38 protein-coding genes, 1 pseudogene and 1 riboswitch are annotated in these 24,451 nt (G+C 67.5%); of the genes and pseudogenes, 1 reads left to right on the top strand and 38 read right to left on the bottom strand.

Translation table 11 applies throughout. The features are described from left to right. Window positions 1–145: 145 nt before the first annotated feature. From AB0E90_RS19230 to AB0E90_RS19240, 3 genes and pseudogenes are all read right to left on the bottom strand, one after another. Window positions 146–727 (bottom strand): annotated as a pseudogene (locus tag AB0E90_RS19230) (thiamine phosphate synthase); the annotation flags it as partial. Then, a riboswitch (TPP riboswitch) is annotated at window positions 696–807 on the bottom strand. Its footprint overlaps the pseudogene before it by 32 nt. Window positions 808–843: 36 nt before the next feature. Next, on the bottom strand, window positions 844–2,490 hold the full coding sequence (locus AB0E90_RS19235; protein ID WP_360406864.1) for an ATP-binding cassette domain-containing protein: 1,647 nt from the start codon (window positions 2,488–2,490) through the stop codon (window positions 844–846). A 34-nt stretch (window positions 2,491–2,524) separates the two neighbouring features. Next, window positions 2,525–3,139, bottom strand: coding sequence for a methyltransferase (locus AB0E90_RS19240; protein WP_360406867.1), 615 nt, complete (start codon window positions 3,137–3,139; stop codon window positions 2,525–2,527). A 95-nt stretch (window positions 3,140–3,234) separates the two neighbouring features. On the opposite strand from AB0E90_RS19240, the gene AB0E90_RS19245 reads away from it, so the two are divergent. After that, window positions 3,235–4,062: a hypothetical protein gene (locus AB0E90_RS19245; protein WP_360406870.1), complete on the top strand. Its 828-nt coding sequence runs from the start codon at window positions 3,235–3,237 to the stop codon at window positions 4,060–4,062. Here the strand turns inward: AB0E90_RS19245 and truA are convergent. The 35 genes from truA to tuf all read right to left on the bottom strand — a co-directional run bounded on the left by truA (window position 4,059) and on the right by tuf (window position 24,322). Continuing rightward, window positions 4,059–4,874, bottom strand: coding sequence for a tRNA pseudouridine(38-40) synthase TruA (gene truA / locus AB0E90_RS19250; RefSeq protein ID WP_360406873.1), 816 nt, complete (start codon window positions 4,872–4,874; stop codon window positions 4,059–4,061). The two genes, AB0E90_RS19245 and truA, sit on opposite strands and share 4 nt — an antisense overlap. Window positions 4,875–5,000: 126 nt before the next feature. Then, complete coding sequence (gene rplQ / locus AB0E90_RS19255) at window positions 5,001–5,570, bottom strand: 50S ribosomal protein L17 (RefSeq protein WP_360406876.1); 570 nt, start codon at window positions 5,568–5,570, stop codon at window positions 5,001–5,003. A 37-nt stretch (window positions 5,571–5,607) separates the two neighbouring features. Further along, window positions 5,608–6,630, bottom strand: coding sequence for a DNA-directed RNA polymerase subunit alpha (locus AB0E90_RS19260; protein ID WP_360406878.1), 1,023 nt, complete (start codon window positions 6,628–6,630; stop codon window positions 5,608–5,610). A 90-nt stretch (window positions 6,631–6,720) separates the two neighbouring features. Further along, window positions 6,721–7,347, bottom strand: coding sequence for a 30S ribosomal protein S4 (gene rpsD, locus AB0E90_RS19265; RefSeq protein WP_203803112.1), 627 nt, complete (start codon window positions 7,345–7,347; stop codon window positions 6,721–6,723). A 16-nt stretch (window positions 7,348–7,363) separates the two neighbouring features. Continuing rightward, complete coding sequence (gene rpsK, locus AB0E90_RS19270) at window positions 7,364–7,771, bottom strand: 30S ribosomal protein S11 (protein ID WP_203730198.1); 408 nt, start codon at window positions 7,769–7,771, stop codon at window positions 7,364–7,366. Between the two features lie 17 nt (window positions 7,772–7,788). Next, a complete protein-coding gene (gene rpsM, locus AB0E90_RS19275) occupies window positions 7,789–8,169 on the bottom strand; it encodes a 30S ribosomal protein S13 (RefSeq protein ID WP_203816565.1) in 381 nt (126 codons plus the stop codon). A gap of 156 nt (window positions 8,170–8,325) precedes the next feature. Then, window positions 8,326–8,442, bottom strand: a complete 117-nt coding sequence (gene rpmJ, locus AB0E90_RS19280) for a 50S ribosomal protein L36 (protein WP_015619018.1) — start codon at window positions 8,440–8,442, stop codon at window positions 8,326–8,328. A 45-nt stretch (window positions 8,443–8,487) separates the two neighbouring features. Then, window positions 8,488–8,709, bottom strand: a complete 222-nt coding sequence (gene infA / locus AB0E90_RS19285) for a translation initiation factor IF-1 (RefSeq protein ID WP_007073013.1) — start codon at window positions 8,707–8,709, stop codon at window positions 8,488–8,490. 236 nt (window positions 8,710–8,945) lie between these two features. Continuing rightward, a complete protein-coding gene (locus tag AB0E90_RS19290; RefSeq protein ID WP_360406883.1) occupies window positions 8,946–9,563 on the bottom strand; it encodes a DUF1707 domain-containing protein in 618 nt (205 codons plus the stop codon). A 23-nt stretch (window positions 9,564–9,586) separates the two neighbouring features. Beyond that, complete coding sequence (locus AB0E90_RS19295) at window positions 9,587–10,042, bottom strand: DUF1707 domain-containing protein (protein WP_360406886.1); 456 nt, start codon at window positions 10,040–10,042, stop codon at window positions 9,587–9,589. A 38-nt stretch (window positions 10,043–10,080) separates the two neighbouring features. Beyond that, the gene (map, locus tag AB0E90_RS19300; protein WP_360406889.1) at window positions 10,081–10,914 is read right to left on the bottom strand and encodes a type I methionyl aminopeptidase; all 834 of its coding nucleotides are present in this window, start codon (window positions 10,912–10,914) and stop codon (window positions 10,081–10,083) included. A 1-nt stretch (window position 10,915) separates the two neighbouring features. Further along, window positions 10,916–11,569, bottom strand: coding sequence for an adenylate kinase (locus AB0E90_RS19305; protein ID WP_360406892.1), 654 nt, complete (start codon window positions 11,567–11,569; stop codon window positions 10,916–10,918). A gap of 68 nt (window positions 11,570–11,637) precedes the next feature. After that, window positions 11,638–12,984 (bottom strand): preprotein translocase subunit SecY, encoded by a 1,347-nt coding sequence (gene secY / locus AB0E90_RS19310; RefSeq protein ID WP_360406895.1) that lies wholly within the window; start codon window positions 12,982–12,984, stop codon window positions 11,638–11,640. Between the two features lie 241 nt (window positions 12,985–13,225). Then, window positions 13,226–13,669, bottom strand: coding sequence for a 50S ribosomal protein L15 (rplO, locus tag AB0E90_RS19315; protein WP_360406898.1), 444 nt, complete (start codon window positions 13,667–13,669; stop codon window positions 13,226–13,228). Next, window positions 13,669–13,851, bottom strand: a complete 183-nt coding sequence (gene rpmD, locus AB0E90_RS19320) for a 50S ribosomal protein L30 (RefSeq protein ID WP_127499777.1) — start codon at window positions 13,849–13,851, stop codon at window positions 13,669–13,671. The genes rplO and rpmD overlap by 1 nt, the downstream gene beginning before the upstream one ends. Beyond that, entirely contained in the window at window positions 13,851–14,474 is a 624-nt protein-coding gene (gene rpsE / locus AB0E90_RS19325) for a 30S ribosomal protein S5 (RefSeq protein ID WP_360406901.1), read from the bottom strand. The genes rpmD and rpsE overlap by 1 nt, the downstream gene beginning before the upstream one ends. Before the next feature lie 13 nt (window positions 14,475–14,487). Then, entirely contained in the window at window positions 14,488–14,871 is a 384-nt protein-coding gene (gene rplR / locus AB0E90_RS19330; protein ID WP_360407557.1) for a 50S ribosomal protein L18, read from the bottom strand. A gap of 8 nt (window positions 14,872–14,879) precedes the next feature. Then, entirely contained in the window at window positions 14,880–15,419 is a 540-nt protein-coding gene (gene rplF, locus AB0E90_RS19335) for a 50S ribosomal protein L6 (RefSeq protein ID WP_360406904.1), read from the bottom strand. A 14-nt stretch (window positions 15,420–15,433) separates the two neighbouring features. Next, on the bottom strand, window positions 15,434–15,841 hold the full coding sequence (gene rpsH, locus AB0E90_RS19340) for a 30S ribosomal protein S8 (RefSeq protein WP_213008519.1): 408 nt from the start codon (window positions 15,839–15,841) through the stop codon (window positions 15,434–15,436). Between the two features lie 71 nt (window positions 15,842–15,912). Further along, window positions 15,913–16,098, bottom strand: a complete 186-nt coding sequence (locus tag AB0E90_RS19345; protein ID WP_360406907.1) for a type Z 30S ribosomal protein S14 — start codon at window positions 16,096–16,098, stop codon at window positions 15,913–15,915. Window positions 16,099–16,100: 2 nt separating this feature from the next. Continuing rightward, window positions 16,101–16,670: a 50S ribosomal protein L5 gene (gene rplE / locus AB0E90_RS19350; protein ID WP_360406910.1), complete on the bottom strand. Its 570-nt coding sequence runs from the start codon at window positions 16,668–16,670 to the stop codon at window positions 16,101–16,103. Next, complete coding sequence (gene rplX / locus AB0E90_RS19355) at window positions 16,670–16,990, bottom strand: 50S ribosomal protein L24 (protein ID WP_203730306.1); 321 nt, start codon at window positions 16,988–16,990, stop codon at window positions 16,670–16,672. The genes rplE and rplX overlap by 1 nt, the downstream gene beginning before the upstream one ends. Beyond that, a complete protein-coding gene (gene rplN / locus AB0E90_RS19360; RefSeq protein ID WP_023358185.1) occupies window positions 16,987–17,355 on the bottom strand; it encodes a 50S ribosomal protein L14 in 369 nt (122 codons plus the stop codon). The genes rplX and rplN overlap by 4 nt, the downstream gene beginning before the upstream one ends. A 119-nt stretch (window positions 17,356–17,474) precedes the next feature. Further along, the gene (gene rpsQ / locus AB0E90_RS19365) at window positions 17,475–17,750 is read right to left on the bottom strand and encodes a 30S ribosomal protein S17 (protein ID WP_360406913.1); all 276 of its coding nucleotides are present in this window, start codon (window positions 17,748–17,750) and stop codon (window positions 17,475–17,477) included. Further along, entirely contained in the window at window positions 17,747–17,980 is a 234-nt protein-coding gene (gene rpmC / locus AB0E90_RS19370; RefSeq protein ID WP_360406915.1) for a 50S ribosomal protein L29, read from the bottom strand. Before rpmC ends, rpsQ begins: the two co-directional genes overlap by 4 nt. Further along, window positions 17,980–18,405 (bottom strand): 50S ribosomal protein L16, encoded by a 426-nt coding sequence (gene rplP / locus AB0E90_RS19375; RefSeq protein ID WP_020513593.1) that lies wholly within the window; start codon window positions 18,403–18,405, stop codon window positions 17,980–17,982. The genes rpmC and rplP overlap by 1 nt, the downstream gene beginning before the upstream one ends. A 3-nt stretch (window positions 18,406–18,408) precedes the next feature. Beyond that, window positions 18,409–19,260 carry a 30S ribosomal protein S3 gene (gene rpsC / locus AB0E90_RS19380; protein WP_360406918.1) on the bottom strand — a complete coding sequence of 284 codons (852 nt, stop codon included), beginning with the start codon at window positions 19,258–19,260 and terminating at the stop codon, window positions 18,409–18,411. Continuing rightward, window positions 19,260–19,721: a 50S ribosomal protein L22 gene (gene rplV, locus AB0E90_RS19385; protein ID WP_360406921.1), complete on the bottom strand. Its 462-nt coding sequence runs from the start codon at window positions 19,719–19,721 to the stop codon at window positions 19,260–19,262. The genes rpsC and rplV overlap by 1 nt, the downstream gene beginning before the upstream one ends. Window positions 19,722–19,753: 32 nt before the next feature. Continuing rightward, entirely contained in the window at window positions 19,754–20,035 is a 282-nt protein-coding gene (rpsS, locus tag AB0E90_RS19390) for a 30S ribosomal protein S19 (protein ID WP_014440726.1), read from the bottom strand. A gap of 15 nt (window positions 20,036–20,050) precedes the next feature. Continuing rightward, the gene (rplB, locus tag AB0E90_RS19395) at window positions 20,051–20,890 is read right to left on the bottom strand and encodes a 50S ribosomal protein L2 (protein ID WP_360406924.1); all 840 of its coding nucleotides are present in this window, start codon (window positions 20,888–20,890) and stop codon (window positions 20,051–20,053) included. Between the two features lie 15 nt (window positions 20,891–20,905). Beyond that, a complete protein-coding gene (gene rplW / locus AB0E90_RS19400) occupies window positions 20,906–21,208 on the bottom strand; it encodes a 50S ribosomal protein L23 (protein ID WP_360406928.1) in 303 nt (100 codons plus the stop codon). After that, window positions 21,205–21,855: a 50S ribosomal protein L4 gene (gene rplD / locus AB0E90_RS19405; RefSeq protein WP_360406931.1), complete on the bottom strand. Its 651-nt coding sequence runs from the start codon at window positions 21,853–21,855 to the stop codon at window positions 21,205–21,207. Before rplD ends, rplW begins: the two co-directional genes overlap by 4 nt. Continuing rightward, on the bottom strand, window positions 21,852–22,502 hold the full coding sequence (rplC, locus tag AB0E90_RS19410; protein ID WP_360406934.1) for a 50S ribosomal protein L3: 651 nt from the start codon (window positions 22,500–22,502) through the stop codon (window positions 21,852–21,854). The genes rplD and rplC overlap by 4 nt, the downstream gene beginning before the upstream one ends. Window positions 22,503–22,515: 13 nt before the next feature. Then, entirely contained in the window at window positions 22,516–22,824 is a 309-nt protein-coding gene (gene rpsJ, locus AB0E90_RS19415) for a 30S ribosomal protein S10 (protein ID WP_007073037.1), read from the bottom strand. A gap of 304 nt (window positions 22,825–23,128) precedes the next feature. Next, window positions 23,129–24,322, bottom strand: coding sequence for an elongation factor Tu (gene tuf, locus AB0E90_RS19420; RefSeq protein WP_360406937.1), 1,194 nt, complete (start codon window positions 24,320–24,322; stop codon window positions 23,129–23,131). Window positions 24,323–24,451 lie beyond the last annotated feature (129 nt).

The raw sequence follows: 24,451 nt of genomic DNA on the forward strand, positions 1-24,451 counted from the left end.
CGCCGCCATCGCGCGCCGCCCGGCCAGAGCCGTTCGCCAGGTTCAAGCCACCGCCTGCCGCAGCGCCAGAGCCGTTCGCCACGGTCAAGCCACCGCGTGCCGCCGCGGAGGCGCCGTCCCGTGCGCCGAGCACGCGCAGGAACTCGGCGGTTGCGGCGGCTGGGTCGGCGGTTACCGCCGAGATCGCCGCGACGCCGTATCCGGGCAGGTCGGCAACCCGCGCCGGGGTGATGCCGGCGATCGCGATCACCGGCGTGCCCGGCACCGCGTCGACCACCGCCGCCAGCCCGGCCGGCCCGATCGGTGGCGGCAGCCCGTCCTTGGAGGAGGTCGCGAAAACCGGTCCCACGCCCAGATAGCTGGCGCCGTCCGCGACGGCCTTTCGCGCGTCGGCCGGGTTCCGGCAGGTCACGCCGAGGATCGCGGCCGGCCCGAGCACCCGCCGAGCGGCCTCGACCGGAAGATCCTCGGCCCCCACGTGCACGCCGTCGGCGCCGGCCGCGAGCGCGACCCCGACCCGATCGTCGACCAGGCAGAGCGCGTCGCCCGCGGCCCGGCAGAGAGCGAGCGCGGCGACGGTCAGCTGATAGGCGTCCCGGTCACCGGTCTTGATCCGCACCTGGATGGCGACCGGCCCGTGCCCGACCGCGCCGCGAACCACGTCGAGCGAGTCGGTGACGATGTGCAGCCGAGGAAACACAACGAACGCTCCTCCCTGCGCCGGCATGATCCGGATCAGGTTCGACGGTCGGGGGCTGCCTCAGCCCCCCTCTCAGCCCGGTGCACCGGACTCCCGTGGGGTTGGTCTTGTCTCGGACCATAACCGCCCAAGCACGCTCCGCGCTAGCGGACGTCCCAGACTGGCTCCGGCGTCTCCACCACCTCGTTGTCGCCCTGGAACAGCACGAAGCGGTCGAAGGACCGGGTGAACCAGCGGTCATGGGTGACCGCTATCACCGTGCCCTCGAACTGGCGAAGCCCCTCTTCCAGCGCTTCCGCCGACGCCAGGTCCAAGTTGTCCGTCGGTTCGTCCAGCAGCAGAAGAGTCGCCCCGGACAGCTCCAGCATCAGCACCAGGAACCGCGCCTGCTGCCCGCCGGAAAGCGTGCCGAACCGCTGATCGCCCTGTCCGGCCAGCTCGTACCGGTTGAGCGCCTTCATCGCACCGGCCCGGTCCATCCCGGACCGGTGGTCGTCGCCCCGCCAGAGGATCTCGACGAGGGTGCGTTCGAGCAGCTCAGGCCGGTCGTGCGTCTGCGAGAAGTGACCGGGCCGCACCCGCGCGCCGAGCCGGGCCACCCCGTCGTGCGCCACATAGGCCAGGGGCGCGCCGTCGACCGGTTTGTTCTCCGCGTCGGGGTCGCTGCCACCGGCCGCGAGCAGCCGCAGGAAGTGCGACTTGCCGGTGCCGTTGGCGCCGAGCACCGCGACCCGATCGCCGTACCAGATCTCCAGGTCGAACGGGAACGTCAGGTTGACCAGCTCGAGCTGTTCGCAGATCACCGCGCGTTTGCCGGTGCGGCCGCCACGCAGGTTCATCCGCAGCGACTGCTCCTTGGGCGGCAGCGGCGGCGGCCCGATCTCCTCGAACTTACGCAACCGGGTCTGCGCCGATTGATATCGAGAGGCCATATCGGAGTTGTAGGCGGCCTTCTGCTTGTACATGAACATCAGCTCGCGCAGCTTCTGGTGCTCCTCGTCCCAGCGCCGGCGGTTTTCCTCGAGCTTCTCGTGGCGGTTCACCCGGGCCTCGTGCCAGGAGGCGAAACCGCCCGGATGGGTCCACGCGCCACCACCCTCGACCGCCACCACCCGGTCCGCGGTCTGGGCCAGCAGCTCCCGGTCGTGGGAGACGAACAGCACCGATTTCGACGACTCGCGCAGCCGTTGCTCCAGCCAGCGTTTGCCCGGCACGTCGAGGAAGTTGTCCGGCTCGTCGAGCAGCAACACCTCGTCGCGCCCGCGCAGCAGCAGGTCGAGCGCGAACCGCTTCTGCTGCCCGCCGGAGAGTGTCCGAACCGGACGGTTCCGCACCTGCTCCCACGGTTTGTCGAGGATCGCGACCGCCACCGTGTCGAACAGCACCTCGACGTCGTAACCGCCGACCTCGCCCCAATGGGAGAGGGCGTTGGCGTAGGCGAGCTGGGTGCGCTCGGTCTCGTCGAGGGCGGCGGCGGCCGCGGCGAGTCGCTCGCCAGCCGCGCGCAGGGGCGGTTCGACCAGCGAAAGAGCAAGATCCGCGAGGGTACGATCGTCGCCGATCATGCCGATGAACTGGCGCATCACGCCCAGCCCGCCGGCCCGCGCGATGCTGCCGGTCTGGGTCGGCAGATCACCGGCGACCAGGCGCAGCAGCGTCGTCTTGCCGGCCCCGTTCGGCCCCACCAGCGCGACCTTGGCGCCCTCACCGACCCGGAACGACACGTCGGCGAACAGCTCCCGGCCGTCCGGCAGCACAAAACCGGCCCCGGCCACGTCCACATAACCCATGGGGACGCATTCTCCCGGGTCGAGGGCGTTGCGGTCAGCTGGTTTTCCGGCGCACCCGCAGCACCCGATAGGCCTTCTGACTGGCCATCCGCTCGACCGCCCAGCCGAGGCCGGTGAGCCAGGTGTGCAACGAGTCACCGCCAAGATGCCGGTTGATCACCAGCCAGGCCACCCCGTCCGGAGCGAGCCGGGGCAACCAGCGTTCCATCAGGGCGCGCAGCTCGGCCTTGCCGACATGCGTGGGCGGGTTGCTCCAGATCTCATCGAAGACCACCTCGGCGGGTACGTCGTCGGGCTCGGCCACCCGCAACCGGTCGGCCAGGCCGAGCCGTTCCGCGTTTTCCGCGGCCAGCTCGCGGGCCCGCGCGTTCACGTCGATCGCCCACACGGTGGCCTGCGGCGATTCGCTCGCCAGCACGCTCGCGATCGGCCCGTAGCCACAGCCCAGGTCGAGGAAGACCCCGGTGGCGGTGGCGTCCGGCAGGCTGCCCTTGCGCAGCAGGACGGCCGTGCCGGGGTCGAGCCGGCCGGCCGAGAAGACACCGGATGCCACGACCAACTGGTAGTCGCGGCCGGCGGCACTGAACTCGATCTCGCCGCGCTGGGCGGGCGTGGACGGTTCGGCGCTGAAGTAATGCTCGGCGGTCACGTGTCCAGTTTGCCGCCCCACAACGGGCGACCATCGCCGGGGTGCCGCACAACCAGTGCGTCCATCGATCACCGTACGCTTTTAGCTTCAAATACATGCTGTACGGGACCCCTCCCCGCTACGAACCCCGAGCGACCGCTCGCGGCGGCCTCGCCCTGTACGTCCGTGGTTTCGGCGCCGTGGGAAGCGGCCAGCACCGGCCGGCGCCGCGCGCCCGGACCCAACGCCGGCGAGCGCCACGCGAGCCGGAACGCACCGCGCAGTTCCTGGTCCGCGGGCTGGCCGCGCTGATCCTTCTCGGCCTGGTGGCGATGACCACGTTCCTGGTGTTCGGCGGCGATCGCAAGGCCGGCACCGAGGCCGCCGCCGACGTGAAGGCCGGCCTGCTCACCTCCCGCACGGTGGACAACGCGCCGCTGACGGTCGAGGAGGTCTTCCCCGATTCGCGCGAGGTGCGGCCGCCCTCGGCGCTGCCCTACCGAATCACCATGACCCACACGGATGCCGACTGCCGCACCGCCACCACCGGCGAGACCGGCGCGCTGCTGCTCGCGCACGGCTGTAACCAGGTGGTCCGGGCCGGGATGACCGCGCCCTACGACGGTTACGAGGTGACCGCCGGGCTGTTCAACCTGGCCGACGAGGCCGGCGCCGGCGTGGTCGACGGACGGCTGCGGGAGCTGGTGGTGAGCGGCGACGGCAGCTTCGCGACGCTGCCGGCCACCCGCTCGGGTCCGGACGCGCTGCCCACCGCCCAGGTCGGCTGGCGCACCAGTGGCCACTACCTGCTCTACTGCGTGATCACCCGCTCCGACGGCAAGCTGGTCACCAGCGACGACCCGGTCGCCGAACGGATCACCGCGCAACTGGTCGACGCCTATCTGAACACCACGGTGCTCGGCCGGCGCGCGTCGAGCCCCTAGGCGCGCAGCCGGCGGGTGGCTTCGGCGCGGGCCGCGTACTCCGTGTCCGCCGGGTAGCCGACCGCGATCAGGGTGAGGCCGTGGGCCGGGGCCACGGTCACCTCGCTGGAGCGTTCGCGCAGGGTGAGCAGGGTGGCCGGCCACTCGACCGGGCGGCGGCCGTCGCCGGTGGCGAGCATCGCGCCGACCAGGCTGCGCACCATCGACTGGCAGAACGCGTCGGCCTGCACGGTCGCCACGCAGATCCCGTCCGGGTCGCGGCGCCAGTCCAGCCGGGTGATCGCCCGGACCGTCGTGGCGTGCTCCTTCCGCTTGCAGTAGGCCGCGTAGTCGTGCTCCCCCAGCAACCCCATCGCGGCCACGTTGAGCCGCTCCAGGTCGAGCGGCCGCACCCAGCCCAGGGTGTCGTGCCGGCGCAGCGGCTCCGGCCCCCAGGGCGTGTCCGAGACCCGGTATTCGTAGCGCCGGAACGTGGCCGAGAACCGCGCGTCGAACGTCTCCGGCACCTCGGTGATCGTGCGAACCCGGGCGTCCGGCGGCATGAGCGCGGCGAGTCGCCGGAGCAGCGACGCCTCGAGCTCGATCCACGACGCGGACGGAAGGTCGATGTGGCACACCTGGCCGGTCGCGTGCACGCCGGCGTCGGTGCGCCCGGCCACGGTCAGGCCCAGCGGCGTCTCGGCGCCCACCAGCCGCGCCAGCGCCTCCAGCAGCACGCCGGCGACGGTCCGTCGGCCCGGTTGAACAGCCCACCCGGAGAACTCGGCCCCGTCATAGGAGATGTCGAGTCTTAAGCGGATGGATTCCCTCACGCGAAACGCCCCTCTTCGGCCGTGACCCACGACGGCGCCGGGCCGTCGAAACGGGACGCAGCCCAACCCCGTACTCATAAAAAGAGCGCCCGACACCGAAAGGGTGCCGGGCGCTCGATGCCTTGCTTACGCCTTGGCGTCGTCGTCCTTGACCTCGTCGTCCTTGACCTCGTCGTCCTTGACCTCGGTCTCGGGCGCGGCCTCAGTCTCGTCGGCCTTCGCCTCAGCCGGCGCGGTCGCGGGGGTCTCGTCCTCGCGGGCGAGCGCCTCGACCTTGTCCTGCTGCGCGACGGCCTTGCGCGCCGCCTTCTTGGCGGGCGCGGTGGTGGCCGCGACCTGCAGCTCCTCGACCAGCTCGATGACCGCCATCGGAGCGTTGTCACCCTTGCGCGGGCCGGTCTTGGTGATCCGGGTGTAGCCACCCGGCCGGTTGCCGTAGCGCGGAGCGATCTGCTCGAACAGGGCGTACACGACGTCCTTGTCCTTCACGACGGTCAGAACCCGGCGACGGGAGTGCAGGTCGCCGCGCTTGGCCTTCGTGATGAGCTGCTCAGCCAGCGGGCGCAGCCGCTTGGCCTTCGTCTCGGTGGTCTTGATCTTCCCGTGCCGGAAGAGCTCGGTGGCCAGGTTGGCCAGGATGAGCTTCTCGTGCGCCGGGCTGCCGCCGAGGCGGGGACCCTTGGTGGGCGTGGGCATTTCAGATGCTCCTTGATGATGGGCCGGGCAGCGGGGGTTACAGCTGCTCGGTCTCGCGGTAGTCGTCGGTGTCGTAGTCCACGTCGCCGAACGAATCCACGACGTGCGCCGGGTCGAAGGACGGCGCGCTGTCCTTGAGCCCCAGGCCCATTCCGGCGAGCTTCATCTTGACCTCGTCGATGGACTTCTGGCCGAAGTTCCGGATGTCCAGAAGATCAGCCTCCGTACGCCCTATCAACTCGCCCACGCTATTGATGCCTTCACGCTTGAGGCAGTTGTACGACCGGACGGTGAGGTCCAGCTCCTCAATCGGAAGGGCCAGGTCGGCAGCGAGCTGCGCGTCCTGCGGGGACGGGCCGATGTCGATGCCCTCGGCGGTCTCGTCCAGCTCGCGGCAGAGACCGAACAGCTCGACCAGGGTCGAGCCGGCCGACGCCAGCGCGGTGCGGGGCGAGATGGACGCCTTCGACTCGACGTCGATGATCAGGCGGTCGAAGTCGGTGCGCTGCTCGACACGAGTCGCCTCGACGCGATAGGTCACCTTCATGACCGGCGAGTAGATCGAGTCGACCGGGATGCGGCCGATCTCGGCGCCGGTGTTCTTGTTCTGCGCCGCCGTGACATAGCCACGGCCCCGCTCGACGGTGAGCTCCATGTCGAGCCGGCCCTTGCTGTTGAGCGTGGCCAGCTTCAGGTCGGGGTTGTGCACGGACACGCCGGCCGGGGGCTGGATGTCACCAGCGGTGACGTCGCCCGGGCCCTGCTTGCGCAGGTACATGCTGACCGGCTCGTCGTGCTCGGAGCTGACAGTGAGCTCCTTGACGTTCATGACCAGCTCGACCACGTCCTCCTTGACACCGGGGATCGTGGTGAACTCGTGCAGGACGCCGTCGATCTTGATGCTGGTGACCGCCGCGCCCGGGATGGACGACAGCAGGGTCCGCCGCAGCGAGTTGCCGAGGGTGTAGCCGAAGCCCGGCTCCAGAGGTTCGATGGTGAACCGGGAGCGGGTCTCACTGATCGACTCCTCGGAGAGGGTCGGCCGCTGGCTGATGAGCACGCAATTCTTCTTTCTGTCAGGCCACCCACTATTTGATGGCCGTCGATGATGCTGGGGATGCCGGCCGAACGGCCGGCATCCCCATGAGCGCTACTTGGAGTAGAGCTCGACGATCAGCTGCTCCTGGACCTGCGTGTCGATGACAGCGCGGGCCGGGAGCGAGTGCACGAGGATCTTGAACTCGCTCGGGATCGGCTCGAGCCACGCCGGCACCGTACGGGAACCGGCCTGGGCCTGAGCGACGACGAAGGGAGTCATCTCCTTCGACTTCTCCCGGGTCGTGACGATGTCGTGCTCCTTGACGCGGTAGGACGGGATGTCCACCTTGACGCCGTTGACCAGGAAGTGGCCGTGCTTGACCAGCTGCCGGGCCATGTCCCGGGACTGCGCGAGGCCGGCCCGGTAAACGACGTTGTCGAGACGCGACTCAAGGATCTGCAGCAGCACCTCACCGGTCTTGCCGGGCTTGGTGACAGCCTCCTCGTAGTAACCGCGGAACTGCTTCTCCAGCACGCCGTAAACGCGGCGGGCCTTCTGCTTCTCGCGGTGCTGGAGCAGGTACTCGGTCTCCTTCGTGCGACCGCGGCCGTGCTGGCCGGGCGGGAAGGGACGCGACTCGAACGGGCACTTCGGCCCATCGCACTTGCTGCCCTTGAGGAACAGCTTCATCTTCTCGCGGCGGCAGCGCTTGCAGTCCGCACCTGTGTAACGAGCCATTGCTTCTGTCTCTCCCCTAGACCCGACGACGCTTCGGCGGACGGCATCCGTTGTGCGGCTGCGGCGTGACGTCGGAGATCTGCCCGACCTCGAGGCCGGCGGCCTGCAGCGAACGGATCGCGGTCTCCCGGCCGGAACCGGGGCCCTTGACGAACACGTCGACCTTGCGCATGCCGTGCTCCATCGCCCGGCGAGCGGCGGCCTCGGCGGCCAGCTGCGCGGCGAACGGGGTCGACTTGCGGGAGCCCTTGAAGCCCACCTGGCCGGAAGAGGCCCAGGAGATGACCGCACCGGTCGGGTCGGTGATCGACACGATGGTGTTGTTGAAGGTGCTCTTGATGTGCGCCTGCCCGTGGGCGACGTTCTTGCGTTCCTTGCGCCGGACCTTCTTTACTGCGGCCCCTGTGCGCGCCTTCGGTGGCATAAGTCAGTGCGCTCCTATTACTTCCGACCGGGCTTCTTCTTACCGGCGACCGTGCGCTTCGGACCCTTGCGGGTACGAGCGTTCGTACGGGTCCGCTGTCCACGCACGGGGAGGCCCCGGCGGTGGCGGATGCCGGCGTAGCAGCCGATCTCAACCTTGCGGCGGATGTCCGCGGCGACCTCGCGGCGAAGGTCGCCTTCAACCTTGAAATTGCCCTCGATGTATTCCCGGAGCTGAACGAGCTCCTCGTCCGTGAGGTCCTTGGCGCGCTTGTTCAGGTCAATCGCGGTGGCGGTCAGTGCCTCGACGGAACGGGTACGACCGATCCCGTAGATGTAGGTGAGCGCGATCTCCATCCGCTTTTCGCGGGGCAGATCGACGCCGACGAGACGTGCCATAAGTGGGCGTGCTCCTCGAAATCATTCGGAGGTCTGTGCCCGTCCCACCCCGTCTGCCCGGACGGGCCCCGGCCTCCGACCGGGGGTGTGGCCACTCTTCAGCGACCGGGACGAGCTTGTTTGTGGTGCCGGGATCTGCCGTTGCTTTGCTAGGGCTCAGCCCTGGCGCTGCTTGTGGCGCGCGTCGGTCTTGCAGATGACCATGACGCGACCGTGCCGCCGGATGACCCGGCAGTTGTTGCAGATCCGCTTGACGCTCGGCTTGACCTTCACGGTTTGCCTTAACTCTCAGAACGGACGGGACGAACCCCGCCCTAGTTACTTGTAGCGGTAGACAATGCGCCCACGGGTGAGGTCGTAGGGCGAGAGCTCCACGACGACCCGGTCTTCGGGAAGGATGCGGATGTAGTGCTGCCGCATCTTGCCGGAGATGTGAGCCAGCACCTTGTGACCATTCGCGAGCTCCACCCGGAACATGGCGTTGGGCAGGGGCTCGATCACTCGGCCCTCGATCTCGATTGCTCCGTCTTTCTTGGGCATGTCCTCCGCTACCTGACACTGGGGTTCGGGGCTGGCTTGCAACGTCTTCTCCGAGCAATTGAACTGCTCGGACCAGCCGCGGCACCCGCTCGCCCTCGAAGCGCTGAGGACATGCGGGAGTGGACGCTGCGCGCCAGCTAGCCAGTGTACGCGCGCCGCTTCGGCCAGCCAAACCGAGGTATCCCTGACCCGGGGTCGGGTGTGTCGCCGTGCCCAAAACCGGACAAAGACCTTTGTTAGTCCCCTGCCCGCCGCGGTTTCGGTGCCAGCTCACCCCGGGCGGTCGCCTCCGCGATGAACGCCTTGCGCTGTTCCTTGCTCGGGTTCACCGGCAGCTCGCCCTGCGCGATCGCCTGCTGGTAGAGCTCCTTGCGCTCCTGCTTGTGCGCGCGCAGCCGCCGCCGGTGCTCGGCCTCCCCCGCGTACTTCCGGGGCTCGCCCCTGGTCAGGCCCGACACCGTCTGCACCAGCAGCACGGCGCCCCATGGGCCGATCACCCAAGCTGGCCAGTAATAGATCGTGTCGGCCGAGGCGACGAACGCGATCGCCCAGATCAGCGTCAGCAGCGCGGCGGTCCGGGCCCAGGAACCCCACACGTGCGCCAGCCAGGCCCCGGTCACACCGTCGCTCTTCGCCTCCGGCCGGGCCTGCGGCGCAGCCGGGACAACCGGTGCGGCGTTCGGCAGGTCGGTCAGCAAACGGTCCAGATCGCCATAGGTCCTGGCCGCGTACGCGTCCCGGAGGCGCTCGTCGTACTCGGAGAGGTCGAGGCGGCCCTCCTCGAGCGCGGACTTCAGTTGGTCGGCGACCACCTGGCGATCCGTGTCGGCGGCCCGCAATTGCTCCCGGCTCATGCCCTCCATCGTGAACTCCCCGGTCAACGCTTTCGGTCGCGCCGGCCGCCACCGCCGCCGAACGCCTGACCGAAGACCCCGAAGATCAGCGGGATCAGCATCCAGACCGGCCAGAAGTAGGTGAGGTGGCCGGCGCTCACGCTGGTGATCACCCAGATCAGCGTGCAGACCAGGATCACTCCCGCGTACGGCCCCACCCACTGCGCGACCTGACGACCCGTCGTGTGCGGACGCTGCACCGGGGCACCGACCGGGGCTGCCGTGGCGGCAGGCTGGATCTGAGAGTGCTGGACGGGCGTCGTGCCGGGCAGGTCGGACAGCAGCCCGTCGAGATCGGCGTAGGTCTTCGCGGAATAGGTCCGCTGGAGGCGCTCGTCGTACTCGCCCAGGTCCAGCCGGCCCTCGTCCAGCGCCGTCTTCAGTTGCTCGGCGATGGCCTTGCGATCGTTGTCCCCGGCCCGCATGTCGTCCCGCCCCATGCGTCCCAGCATGCCCGATGGAAACTCGGACCGGTAGGTCAGGCCTGGCGGGCGGTGACCAGGTCTCCCAGGCGACCGCGGCCGCCGTCGACCGCGGTGGTCACCCAGACGCCGTCTTCGAGCAGGCACATGGTGTGCTCGACGTGGGCCGCGAACGACGCGTCCCGGGTCACCACGGTCCAGCCGTCCGAGAGCTCCTGCGTGCGCGGCGAACCCATGGTGATCATCGGCTCGATGGCCAGGCACAGGCCGGGAACCAGGCGCGGGCCCTTGCCCGGCTTGCCGTGGTTGAGCACGTGCGGGTCCTGGTGCATCTCGGTGCCGATGCCGTGGCCGCCGTAACCGTCGACGATGCCGTAGCGGCCGGCCTTGCGCACCGTCTTCTCCACGTTGAAGGAGACGTCGGTGAGCCGGCCCCGGCCGTTCGCGGCGCCGCGCGCGGCGGCGGCGATGCCCGCCCACATCGCGTCCTCGGCGACCTCGGCCATGGTCAGCAGCGCCGGGTCGGTCGCGCCGACGCCGACCGTGATCGCGGAGTCGCCGTGCCAGCCGTCCAGGATCGCGCCGCAGTCGAGTGAGATCAGATCGCCCTCGGCGAGCACCTGGTCGGCGTGCGGGATGCCGTGCACGACCTGCTCGTTGACGGAGGCGCAGATCGAGGCGGGGAAGCCGTGGTAGCCCTTGAACGACGGGACCGCGCCGGCGTCGAGGATGACCTTCTCGGCGATCGCGTCGAGGTCGGCGGTCGAGACACCGGGCGCCACCGCGTCGCGCATGGCGTCCAGGGCGGCGGCGACAACCAGGCCGGCGCCGCGCATCTTCGCGATCTGCTCGGGGGTCTTCAGCTGAATATCCAGCTGCGGGCGGCGCATGTCAGCCCCCGTACGACCGAAGGGCGTCGATGGCGCGCACCGTAACGTCCTCGACCGGCCCGGTCGCGTCGATCCCTACCAGTTTGCCCTGCGCGCCGAAGAAGTCGACCAGGGGCGCGGTCTTCTCCGCGTACTCCACCAGGCGGTTGGCGATGGTGTCGGCTTTGTCGTCGTCCCGCTGGAACAGCTCCGACCCACACCGGTCGCAGATGTTGTCCTTGCTGGTGGGGTCGAACTCGACGTGCCAGATCTTGCCGCAGCCGCGGCAGGTCCGGCGGCCCGAGAGCCGCCGGATCACCTCGTCGTCGTCGACCACGAGCTCCATCACCAGATCAAGACCGCTGCCCAGGTCGGCCAGCAGCTTGTCCAGCGCCGAAGCCTGGGGCACCGTGCGCGGGAAGCCGTCGAGCAGGAAGCCGTCGCCGGCGTCCGGTTCGGCCAGCCGGTCCCGGACCATGTTGATGGTCACCTCGTCCGGAACCAGCTGCCCGGCGTCCATGTAGCGCTTCGCCTCCACGCCCAGGGGCGTGCCTTGCGAGACGTTGGCCCGGAAGATGTCGCCAGTCGAGATCTTCGGTACGGCCAGGTGCGCGGCGATGAACTCAGCCTGGGTCCCCTTGCCGGCCCCGGGAGGGCCCACCAGTACCAGCCGCACCTACATCGCCTCGCTTCGGTGAGAACGAGAAACTCCAGACGCACGAGCCCCCCGGCTCCGCGTCCCCACTACCGGAGGAACCCTTCGTAGTTGCGCTGCATGAGCTGGCTCTCGATCTGCTTCACCGTCTCCAGACCCACACCGACCATGATCAGCACTGCCGTACCACCGAACGGGAAGTTCTGGTACTGCTGCTGATTCAGCCAGATGAAGAAGAAGTTCGGCAGAACCGAGATCACGGCGAGATAGAGCGCGCCCGCAAGGGTGATCCGGCTGAGGATGAAGTCCAGGTAGTCGGCGGTCGGCTTGCCCGGGCGGATACCCGGCACGAAACCACCGTACTTCTTCATGTTGTCCGCGACCTCGGTCGGGTTGAACGTGATCGAGACGTAGAAGTACGTGAAGAAGATGATCAGGAAGAAGTAGACCCCGATGTAGAGCGTGCTCGTGGGGTCAGCCAGCCACTTCTGGATCCAGATCTGGTAGCCCTTGAGGTTGTTCTGGTCGAAGAACTGCAGGTACAGCTGCGGCAGGTAAAGCAGCGACGAGCCGAAGATGACCGGGACGACACCGGCCTGGTTGACCTTGAGGGGGATGTAGGTCGAGGTGCCGCCGTACATCCGGCGACCGATCATGCGCTTTGCGTACTGCACCGGGATCCGGCGCTGCGCCTGCTCGATGAAGACCACCAGGCAGATGATGACCAGGACCAAGGCAATGACCAGGAAGAACTTGGCGACGCCGCTGGTCTCCTTGATCGTCCAGCCTTCGCCGGGGAGGCGGGCCGCGATCGAGGTGAAGATCAGGACGGACATGCCGTTACCGACACCGCGGTCGGTGATCAGCTCACCGAGCCACATCACCATGCCGGTGCCGGCAGTCATGGTCAGAACCAGGATGCTGAGCGTCAGCCACATCGGCAGCCCGGTGTTCTCCGGGATGATCTGCATCGACGGCTGACTCTGGTCACACGCGTTGCCGAACAGCTGACCGGTGCGCGCGAGCGCCACGAACGCCGAGGACTGCAGGATCGCCAGGCCGAGCGTCAGGTACCGGGTGTACTGAGTGATCTTGGCCTGGCCGGACTGGCCCTCCTTGCGGAGCTGCTCGAGGCGGGGGATCACGACAGTCAGGAGCTGCAGGATGATCGACGCGGTGATGTAGGGCATGATGCCTAGCGCGAAGACCGACAGGTGCAGCAGTGCGCCGCCTGAGAAGAGATTCAGGAGGTTCAGCACACCGCCGCCGGCATCGGCGTCGCTCACAGCCTTCAGACACGTCTGCACGTTGGTGTAGGACACACCAGGGCTGGGAATGGTGGCGCCCAACCGGTACAGAGCGATGATCGCTACTGTGAACAACAGTTTCTTGCGCAGGTCAGGCGTCCGGAACGCACTGGTAAAGGCGGAGAGCAACTTCTTCCTCCTGCGCGAGGTTACCGCCGTATCCGGCGGACGGGGGAAGGCATCGGTCCGGACGACCGATATCCCTAGCTGGGAACGGACTCTAACAGTCTTGGAGCGCCGCGGTGAGTCGCGGTAGCGCTCACTGCGGGTAGGCATCTTTCCGGCCGGCGAAATGGCTGGTCAGACGCCACAAAGGGGATGCTGCCCGGGCGACGCGTTCTCGGCGCCCGGGCGAGCACCCCCACAAGCCTCACAGCTCGGTGGCGGAACCACCGGCTGCTGCGATCTTCTCCTTGGCCGACTCGCTGAACGCGTGCGCCGAGATGGTCAGCGACACGCCGCCCAGCTCGCCCGAGCCCAGAACCTTGACCAGCTGGCCCTTGCGGACCGCGCCGGCGTCGACGAGCTCGGACGGGCCGACCTCGCCACCGTTCGGGAACAGCTCGGCGAGCCGCTCCAGGTTCACGACCTGGAAGACGACCTTGTTCTTGTTCTTGAAGCCCTTCAGCTTCGGCAGGCGCATGTGGATGGGCATCTGCCCACCCTCGAACCTGGCCGGAACCTGGTAACGGGCCTTCGTACCCTTGGTACCGCGACCGGCAGTCTTACCCTTCGAGCCCTCACCGCGACCCACACGGGTCTTCGCGGTCTTGGCTCCGGGCGCCGGGCGGAGGTGGTGGACCTTGATCGCCATTACTCGACCTCCTCAACCGTCACGAGGTGGTTCACGGCGAAGATCATGCCCCGAATCTCGGGGCGGTCCTCCTTGACCACCACATCATTGATCCGCTTCAGGCCGAGCGACCGCAGGGAGTCCCGCTGGTTCTGCTTACGGCCGATACCGGACCGGGTCTGGGTGACCTTCAGGCGTGCCATCAGTGCACCGCCGCTTCCGCCCGCGCCGCCAGCATCGCAGCCGGTGCGACGTCCTCGACGGGCAGGCCACGGCGAGCCGCGACCATCTCCGGCGACTCGAGGCCCTTCAGAGCGGCCACCGTCGCGTGCACGATGTTGATCGGGTTCGACGAACCCAGGCTCTTCGACAGGATGTCGTGGATGCCCGCGCACTCCAGCACGGCACGCACCGGGCCACCGGCGATAACACCGGTACCGGCGGAGGCCGGCTTGAGGAGCACGACACCCGCGGCAGCTTCGCCGATGATCGGGTGCGGGATCGTCGCGGCGATCCGCGGAACCTTGAAGAAGTGCTTCTTGGCCTCCTCGACGCCCTTGGCGATCGCCGCGGGCACCTCCTTGGCCTTTCCGTAGCCGATACCGACGGTGCCGTCGCCGTCGCCCACGATCACCAGGGCGGTGAAGCTGAAGCGACGACCACCCTTGACGACCTTGGCGACGCGGTTGATCGCGACGACCCGTTCGAGATGCGGGGTCTTGTCGACGGGCGCGTTGCCGCGACCGCCCTCACGGCGGTTGTCCCGGCGGTTGCCACCCTCGGTGTTACCGCCGGACCCGCCGCCTCGGCGCTGCTGACCAGGCATAGGTCAATTCCTCCTAGAACTCGAGTCCGGCTTCACGGGCGGCACCGGCAAGCGCGGCGATCCGCCCCGCGTACTTGTTGCCACCCCGGTCGAAGACGACCTTGGACACACCGGCGGCCTTGGCCCGCTCCGCAAGAAGCGCGCCGACATTGCCGGCCAGGGCGCTCTTGTCACCCTCGTTGCCCCGGATCGAGGCGTCGAGAGTGGAGGCCGAAGCCAGCGTGTGACCCTTGAGGTCGTCGATGATCTGCGCGGTGATGTGCCGCGAAGAGCGGGTGACGACCAGGCGGGGGCGCTCGGCGGAGCCGCGGACGTTCTTGCGGACCCGGAAGTGCCGACGCGCCTTGCCGACGGCACGGGCGGCGGACACACCGCCGCCATTGCGGCGCTTGAGCAGCGTGGCGGTCACTTCTTACCTGCCTTTCCAGCCTTGCGGCGGATGACCTCGCCCTGGTACTTGACGCCCTTGCCCTTGTAGGGCTCCGGCGGGCGGATCTTCCGGATGTTAGCGGCGACCTCGCCGACGAGCTGCTTGTCGATGCCAGCGACCGTGAACTGCGTCGGCCGTTCCACCGAGAAGGTGATGCCGGCCGGCGGGACCACGTTGACCGGGTGCGAGAAGCCCAGGGCGAACTCGAGGTCCTTGCCCTTGGCGGTCACGCGGTAACCGGTGCCGTTGATCTCGAGCGTCTTCTTGTAGCCCTCGGTAACGCCGACGATCATGTTGTTGACCAGCGTACGAGAAAGGCCGTGGAGCTCCTTGGCCTTGCGCTCGTCGTTGGGGCGGTTGACGTGCAGCTCGCTGCCGTCCTGCTCGACCGTGATCGGCTCGGAAACGGTGTGCGAGAGCTCGCCCTTGGGGCCCTTGACCTTGACGGTCTGGCCCGAGATGGTGACATCGACGCCGGCCGGGACCGGGATCGACTTACGTCCGATTCGCGACATGTCAAAGTCTCCAGTTACCAGACGAAGGCGAGGACTTCCCCGCCAACGCTCCGCTTGCGGGCCTGCTTGTCGGTAAGCAGCCCCTGGGACGTCGAAATGATCGCGACACCGAGGCCGCCGAGCACCCGCGGGAGCTCGTCGGACTTGGCGTACACCCGGAGGCCGGGCTTGGAAACGCGCTTGATGCCGGCGAGGCTGCGCTCGCGGCTCTGGCCGTACTTGAGCTCAACGACCAGACGCTTGCCGACAGCGCCTTCCTCGGGCTCCTCAGCCGTCCAGGAGGCGATGTAGCCCTCGGCCTTGAGGACCTCGGCGATGTTCGCCTTGATCTTCGAGAAGGGCATCGTCACCTTGTCGTGGTACGCCTGGTTGGCGTTTCGCAGACGCGTGAGCATGTCTGCGATCGGGTCCGTCATCGTCATGGGTATTCGTCAACCTTTCTCGCCGGGGTTCCCGGACTGGCCAGGCCTACGGCGAAGCGGTATTTCTCTGGTTACCAGGAAGCCTTGGACACGCCGGGCAGCTCACCACGGTGGGCCATGTCCCGCACACAGATCCGGCACAGGCCGAACTTGCGGTAGACCGAGTGCGGGCGACCGCACTTCTGGCAGCGGGTGTAGGCACGCACGGCGAACTTCGGCTTCGCGGCCGCCTTGAGGATCAGCGCCTTCTTAGCCATGCTCAGTTCTCCTTGAACGGGAAGCCCAGGAGCTTGAGCAGCGCCCGGCCCTCGTCGTCAGTCGCGGCGGTGGTGACCACCGTGATGTCCATGCCCCGGGTGCGATCGATCCGGTCCTGGTCGATCTCGTGGAACACCGACTGCTCGGTCAGGCCGAACGTGTAGTTGCCGTGCCCGTCGAGCTTCTTGCCGTCCAGGCCGCGGAAGTCGCGAATACGCGGCAGCGCGATGGACAGCAGCCGGTCCAGGAACTCCCACATCCGGTCGTTGCGAAGGGTGACCTTCGCGCCGATCGGCATGCCCTCACGCAGCTTGAACTGCGCGATGGACTTGGTCGCCCGGCGGACCAGCGGCTTCTGGCCGGTGATCGTGGTGAGGTCACGGACCGCGCCATCGATCAGCTTCGCGTCGCGGGCCGCCTCGCCCACACCCATGTTCACGACGACCTTGACCAGGCCGGGAACCTGCATGGGGTTGGCGTAGTTGTACTGCTCCTTGAGCGCACCAATGACCTCGGAGCGGTACTTCTGCTTGAGGCGCGGCAGCGTCTTGGTCTCGGTAGCGGCAGTCATCAGAGTTCCTTACCGGTCGTACGCGCGATACGAACCTTGTTGCCGTTCTCGTCGACCTTGTAGCCGATCCGGGTCGGCTTGCCCTGGTCGTCGACGATCTGCACATTCGAGATGTGGATCGCGGCTTCCTGGGTCACGATGCCGCCGGTCTTCGACCCGCGCTGCGTCGTACGGATGCGCTCGTGCTTCTTGACGCGGTTGACGCCCTCGACCAGGACCTTGTCACGCGTCGGGTAGGCCGCGATGACCTTGCCCTTGGCGCCCTTGTCTTTGCCGGCGATGACGACGACCGTGTCGCCCTTCTTGATCTTCACGGTCAGAGCACCTCCGGCGCCAGGCTAATGATCTTCATGAACCGCTTGTCGCGCAGCTCGCGCCCGACCGGGCCGAAGATGCGGGTACCGCGGGGGTCGCCACCATCCTTGATGATGACGGCGGCGTTCTCGTCGAAACGGATGTACGAGCCGTCCGGACGACGCCTCTCCTTGGCGGTGCGAACGATGACCGCCTTGACGACGTCACCCTTCTTGACACCGGCGCCGGGGATGGCGTCCTTGACGGTGGCCACGATGACGTCGCCGATGCTCGCGTAGCGGCGGCCGGAACCACCGAGCACGCGGATGCACAGGATCTCACGCGCACCCGTGTTGTCGGCGACACGCAGTCGCGACTCCTGCTGGATCACTGGGGTCTCCTATGTCTGCCAGTTCTTCGCCCGTCCTGCCGAAACCAGAAGATCGGCAAGAGGGGGCGAAGCTTGGCGGAACTAGGTGTGTCGGGCCGACCGGGGCCGGCCCGACTCACTCACTTGGCCTTTTCGAGGATCTCCACGACCCGCCACCGCTTGGTGGCGGAGAGCGGACGGGTCTCCATCAGAAGAACCCGGTCGCCGGTGCCGCAGGCGTTCTGCTCGTCGTGCACCTTGAGCTTGCGGGTGCGCCGCAGAACCTTGCCGTAGAGGGCGTGCTTGACACGGTCCTCCACCTCGACGACGACCGTCTTGTCCATCTTGTCGCTGACCACCAGGCCCTCGCGAACCTTACGGGTCGCGCGCGCCGGGGTCGTGCTCTCGTCACTCATGCCGTCACCTCATCCGGCGCAACCGAGAGCCCCAGCTCGCGTTCGCGCATCACGGTATAGATCTTCGCGATGTCCTTGCGAACGACCTGCAGTCGACGGTGATTGTCGAGCTGGCCGGTCGCACCCTGAACGCGAAGATTGAACAGCTCCGCCTTGGCCTCACGGAGCCGCGAGACCAGCTCTTCGCCGGTCAGCTCGCGCAGCTCGCCGGCCTTAACGCCCGCTGCCATCAGCTTTCACCCACTTCGCGCGTAACGATGCGGCACTTCATCGGGAGCTTGTGGATCGCGCGGCGCATTGCCTCGCGCGCGATCGTCTCGTTCGGGAACGACATCTCGAAGAGAATGCGTCCCGGCTTGACGTTCGCCACCCACCACTCGGGCGAGCCCTTACCGGAACCCATCCGGGTTTCGGCCGGCTTCTTGGTCAGAGCCTGGTCGGGGAAGACCGAGATCCAGACCTTGCCGCCACGCTTGATGTGACGGGTCATCGCGATACGGGCCGACTCGATCTGCCGGTTGGTCACGTACGCGGGCTCCAGCGCCTGGATACCGAACTCGCCGAAGACGACCCGGTTGCCGCCCTTGGACGCGCCGTGGCGGTCCGGGTGGTGCGGCTTGCGGAAGCCCTTCGGGGGCTTACGCGGCATCAGCATGGGTCAGCCCTCCTGCTGCGGTTCGGCCGCGGCCGGAGCAGCGGCGGTGTCGTTCTGCGGTGCGGGCGTCGCGTCGGCGTTGGCGGCGGCCTGCTGGGCAGCCCGGCCGGCCTCGGTGCCACCGGCGGTCGTGCCGGACGAACCGGAACGGCCACGACGCGGACGCTCGGGGCGGTCGGCGCGGTCCCGGCGCGGACGCGCGGGAGCCTCGGCAACAGCCTCGCGACCGGGAACAGCGTCGCCCTTGTAGATCCAGACCTTCACGCCGATCCGGCCGAACGTCGTACGGGCCTCGAAGAAGCCGTACTCGATGTTCGCCCGCAGCGTGTGCAGCGGAACGCGACCCTCACGGTAGAACTCCGTGCGGCTCATCTCCGCGCCACCGAGGCGGCCGGAGACCTGCACCCGGATGCCCTTGCAGATCGGGTTCTTCATGGCCGACTGCATCGCCTTGCGCATCGCCCGGCGGAAGCTGACCCGGGAGGACAGCTGCTCGGCGACGCCCTGCGCCACGAGCTGTGCGTCCGACTCCGGGTTCTTCACCTCGAGGATGTTCAGCTGGACCTGCTTGCCGGTCAGCTTCTCGAGCTCGCCGCGGATCCGGTCGGCCTCCGCGCCCTTACGGCCGATGACGATGCCCGGCCGGGCGGTGTGGATGTCGACGCGAACCCGGTCACGGGTGCGCTCGATGTCCACCTTGGAGATGCCGGCCCGCTCGAGGCCCTTGGACATCATGCGGCGGATCTTGACGTCCTCGCCGATGTAGTCCTTGTAGAGCTTGTCCGCAAACCACCGGGACTTCCAGTCAGTGGAAATGCCCAGGCGGAATCCGGTGGGGTGAACTTTCTGGCCCATTACTCGGACTCCTCCGTGGTCTGGGGCTCTTCAGCAGCAACAGCCTTGGCCGGCGCCGCCTTCTTCGCCGCGGCGGCCTTCTTGGCCGGCCGTGCGACCTGGACCGCCTCGACGGCGATCGTGATGTGGCAGGTGCGCTTGCGGATCCGGTACGCCCGGCCCTGAGCCCGCGGACGGAAACGCTTGAGCGTCGGACCCTCGTCGACGAACGCCTCGCTCACGAGGAGTGCGTCGGGATCGAGCCGCTCGTTGTTCTCCGCATTGGCGATCGCGCTGGCGAGCACCTTGTAGACCTGCTCGCTGGCGCCCTGCGGCGCGAACTGCAGGACGGTCAGAGCCTCCTTCGCGGGCAGACCGCGGACGAGGTTGACCACACGGCGTGCCTTGCTCGCAGACATGCGGACGTGCTTCGCAACCGCACGGCTACCCGGAAGCGCCGGAGCATCGTTCTTTACTGGCATCGCTTGTGACCCCTTTCTTATCCGTGGACTGACTAGCGACGACGGCTCTTGCGGTCGTCCTTCTCGTGACCCTTGAACGTGCGGGTCAGAGCGAACTCCCCGAGCTTGTGACCGACCATGGCCTCGGTGATGAACACCGGGACGTGCTTGCGACCGTCGTGCACGGCGATCGTGTGCCCGAGCATGTCGGGAATGATCGTCGAGCGCCGCGACCAGGTCTTGATGACGTTCTTCGAGTTCTTCTCGTTCTGGACTTCCACCTTCTTGATCAGGTGGTCGTCGACGAACGGGCCCTTCTTCAGGCTGCGAGGCATCTTCTTCTACTCCCGTTATCCGCGCTTGCGGGTGGCGTAGCGGCGGCGAACGATCAGCTTGTCGCTCTCCTGGCCCTTGCGGCGGGTACGACCCTCGGGCTTACCAGCCGGATTGACCGGGTGGCGACCGCCGGAGGTCTTACCCTCACCACCACCGTGCGGGTGGTCGACAGGGTTCATGGCGACACCACGAACGGTCGGGCGCTTGCCCTTCCAACGCATGCGGCCGGCCTTGCCCCAGTTGATGTTCGACTGCTCGGCATTGCCGATCTCGCCGACCGTGGCGCGGCAGCGGATGTCGACCCGGCGGATCTCACCGGAGGGCATACGCAGCGTGGCGTAAACGTCCTCACGGCCGAGCAGCTGGATACCGACACCGGCCGAGCGGGCCAGCTTGGCGCCACCGCCGGGACGAAGCTCCACACCGTGGATCGTCGTACCGACCGGGATGTTGCGCAGGGGCAGGTTGTTCCCCGGCTTGATGTCCGCGCCCGGGCCCGACTCCACGGCGTCGCCCTGCTTCAGGTCCTTCGGCGCGAGGATGTAGCGCTTCTCGCCGTCGGCGTAGTGCAGCAGTGCGATGCGGGAGGTGCGGTTCGGGTCGTACTCGATGTGCGCGACCTTGGCCGGCACGCCGTCCTTGTCGACCCGCTTGAAGTCGATCAGCCGGTACTGCCGCTTGTGACCGCCGCCCTGGTGCCGGGTGGTGATCCGGCCGTGGACGTTGCGGCCGCCCTTCTTGGGCAGCGGGACCAGCAGAGACTTCTCCGGCGTCGACCGGGTGATCTCGGCGAAGTCGGCGACGCTGGAGCCACGACGGCCCGGCGTGGTCGGCTTGTATTTGCGGATAGCCATTGTTTTTACAACCCCTTAGCTGACCGGGCCGCCGAAGGCCTCGATACGGTCACCGTCAGCCAGCTTGACCATCGCGCGCTTCGTAGCCTTACGCTGCCCGAAGCCCGTCCGGGTGCGCTTGCGCTTGCCCTGGCGGTTCGCGGTGTTCACGGTCAGCACGCGCACATTGAAGATCTGCTGGATAGCGATCTTGACCTGGGTCTTGTTCGCGTCCGGGTGGACGAGGAACGTGTACCAGTTCTGGTCGAGAACGCTGTAGCTCTTCTCGGAGACGACGGGCGCGAAGATGATGTCGCGCGGGTCGGCGATCGTGGTCACTTGTCCCCCTCCTCGGAGGCCTCGGCCGGCACGCCCAGGAACTCGTCGAGAGCGTCCTTGGTGAAGACCACCTCGTCGGCGACCAGCACGTCGTACGTGTTCAGCTGACCTGCCTCGATCAGGTGCACGGTGGTCTCGTTCCGCAGCGACAGCCAGTTCAGCTCGTCGGTGCTGCTGAGAACGACCAGGACCTTCTTCGACTCGGTCGCCTTGCGCAGGATCGTGATCGCGGCCTTGGTCGACGGCTTGTCACCGTCGAGGAACGCCTCGACCACGTGCACCCGGCCATCGCGGGCCCGGTCGGAGAGGGCGCCACGCAGAGCAGCGGCCTTCATCTTCTTGGGAGTCCGCTGGCTGTAGTCGCGCGGCACGGGGCCGTGCACGACGCCACCGCCGGTGAACTGCGGCGCGCGGATCGAGCCCTGACGGGCACGACCGGTGCCCTTCTGCTTGTAGGGCTTCTTGCCGCCGCCGGCGACCTCACCGCGGTTCTTGGCCTTCGCCGTACCCTGCCGGGCCGCGGCCAGCTGCGCCACGACGACCTGGTGCATCAGCGGAATGTTCGCCTGCACGTCGAAGATGTCGTCGGGAAGCTCGACCGAGCCGGCCTTGGTTCCCTCGGCGTTGATCACGTCAACCGAGCTCACTTGACACCACCCTTCTTAGCGGCGGTGCGGACCAGGATCAGCGCGCCCTTGGGACCGGGAACGGCACCCCTGACCAGCAGGAGGTTGTTCTCGGTGTCCACCGCCTGCACGACCAGGTTCTGCACGGTGAACCGCTTGCTACCCATCCGGCCGGCCATCCGGGTTCCCCGGAAGACGCGACCCGGGGTCGCGCACGCGCCGATCGAACCGGGCGAGCGGTGCTTGCGCTCGACACCGTGGCTGCTCTTGAGGCCGTGGAAGCCGTGGCGCTTCATGACACCGGCGTAGCCCTTGCCCTTGGTCTTACCGGTGACGTCGATCGGCGAACCGACCGCAAACGCCTCAACGGTAATTTCCTGGCCGAGCTCGTACTCACCGGCATCGCTGGTGCGCATCTCCACGACGTGCCGCCGCGGCGACACGCCTGCCTTCTCGAAGTGGCCGCTTTCCGGCTTGTTGACCCTGCGCGGGTCGACAGCGCCGTACGCCAGCTGGACGGCGGTGTAGCCGTCCTTCTCGTCTGTGCGGACCTGAGTCACGACGCAAGGGCCGGCCTGCACCACGGTAACCGGGACGACTTTGTTGTTGTCCCAGACCTGGGTCATGCCGAGCTTGGCGCCCAGGATCCCCTTTACTTGCCTGTCCATTAGTCGCAGATCCCTACAGCTTGATCTCGATGTCGACGCCAGCCGGAAGGTCGAGGCGCATGAGCGAGTCGACCGTCTTCGGAGTCGGGTCGATGATGTCGATCAGACGCTTGTGCGTGCGCATCTCGAAGTGCTCGCGCGAGTCCTTGTACTTGTGCGGCGAACGGATCACGCAGAAACGGTTGATCTCCGTGGGCAGCGGCACCGGGCCAGCAACCTGAGCACCGGTCCGCGTCACCGTCTCGACGATCTTTCGCGCCGAGGAGTCGACGACCTCGTGGTCATAGGCCTTGAGCCGGATGCGGATCTTCTGTCCCGCCATGGTGGCTTCTGTTTCCTTCTCTCGATGCCGCTACGTGCGAGAGCGGTGGCTCTCGCATGCCCGCAGGACCGTTGATCCTGCGATGTCCGACCCCCGCGGTCGGGCGTGTCGCGCCTGCTGTCGCTATGCAGCCTTTATCAAGCAACTCGATCACGGGGATCTGGAGTGCCGGACGGGCCATAAACACGCCCGGACACCCGGCGAGGGTGGCTGGCAACCCAAAGGCGCCAACCACCCCGCGCGGACGCAACCTGACTAGTATGCCCGATGGAACCTGGCAATGCTAATCGGGGTCACACTTAGCTCAGACGTTGATCTTCGTGACCGTGCCGGCGCCGACGGTGCGGCCACCCTCACGGATCGCGAACTTCAGGCCCTGCTCCATGGCGATCGGCTGGATCAGCTTGACCGACATGCTGGTGGAGTCGCCCGGCATGACCATCTCGGTGCCCTCGGGCAGCGTGACGACGCCGGTGACGTCCGTGGTGCGGAAGTAGAACTGCGGGCGGTAGTTCTGGAAGAACGGCGTGTGCCGGCCGCCCTCCTCCTTGGAGAGGATGTAGACCTGGCCCTCGAACTCCGTGTGCGGAGTGCTGGAGCCCGGCTTCACCACGACCATGCCGCGCTCGACGTCCTCGCGCTTGATGCCGCGGAGCAGCAGGCCGACGTTCTCGCCTGCGCGAGCCTCGTCGAGCAGCTTGCGGAACATCTCGATGCCGGTGCAAACGGTCTTGGTCGACTTCTCGCGGATGCCCACGATCTCGACCTCCTCGTTCGGCTTGAGGATGCCACGCTCGGCGCGACCGGTGACGACCGTTCCACGACCGGTGATCGTGAAGACGTCCTCGATCGGCATCAGGAACGGCTTCTCGACGTCACGCTCGGGCTGCGGGATCGCGGTGTCAACCGCGTTCATCAGCTCGAGGAGCTTCGCGGTCCACTCCTTGTCGCCCTCGAGCGCCTTGAGCGCCGAGACGCGCACGACCGGCAGGTCGTCGCCCGGGAACTCGTAGGTGCTGAGCAGCTCGCGAACCTCGAGCTCGACGAGCTCGAGGAGCTCCTCGTCGTCGACCATGTCGCTCTTGTTCAGCGCCACGACGATGTACGGAACGCCGACCTGGCGGGCCAGGAGCACGTGCTCCTTGGTCTGCGGCATCGGGCCGTCGGTCGCGGCAACCACCAGGATCGCGCCGTCCATCTGCGCGGCACCGGTGATCATGTTCTTGATGTAGTCAGCGTGGCCGGGGCAGTCCACGTGCGCGTAGTGGCGCGACGCGGTCTGGTACTCGACGTGCGCGATCGAGATCGTGATACCACGGGCCTTCTCTTCAGGCGCCTTGTCGATCTCGTCGAACGGGGTGTACGGGTTGAGGTCCGGGAACTCGTCGTGCAGGACCTTCGTGATGGCCGCAGTCAGCGTCGTCTTACCGTGGTCGATGTGACCAATGGTGCCGATGTTGACGTGCGGCTTAGTCCGCTCGAACTTCGCCTTCGCCACTGGTGTCCTCCTGTGGACTGATCATTACTTTGCCCGGCACGCCCGGTTAGAGCGACTGGGACTCTGTCGACTGCTCGCGCGCGTGCGGTCCTCGACGGACCGCACGCGCCTCAACGCTTGAGGCAGTTG

It is taken from the genome of Actinoplanes sp. NPDC026619 (assembly GCF_040638295.1).
Taxonomy (GTDB): Bacteria; Actinomycetota; Actinomycetes; order Mycobacteriales; family Micromonosporaceae; genus Actinoplanes.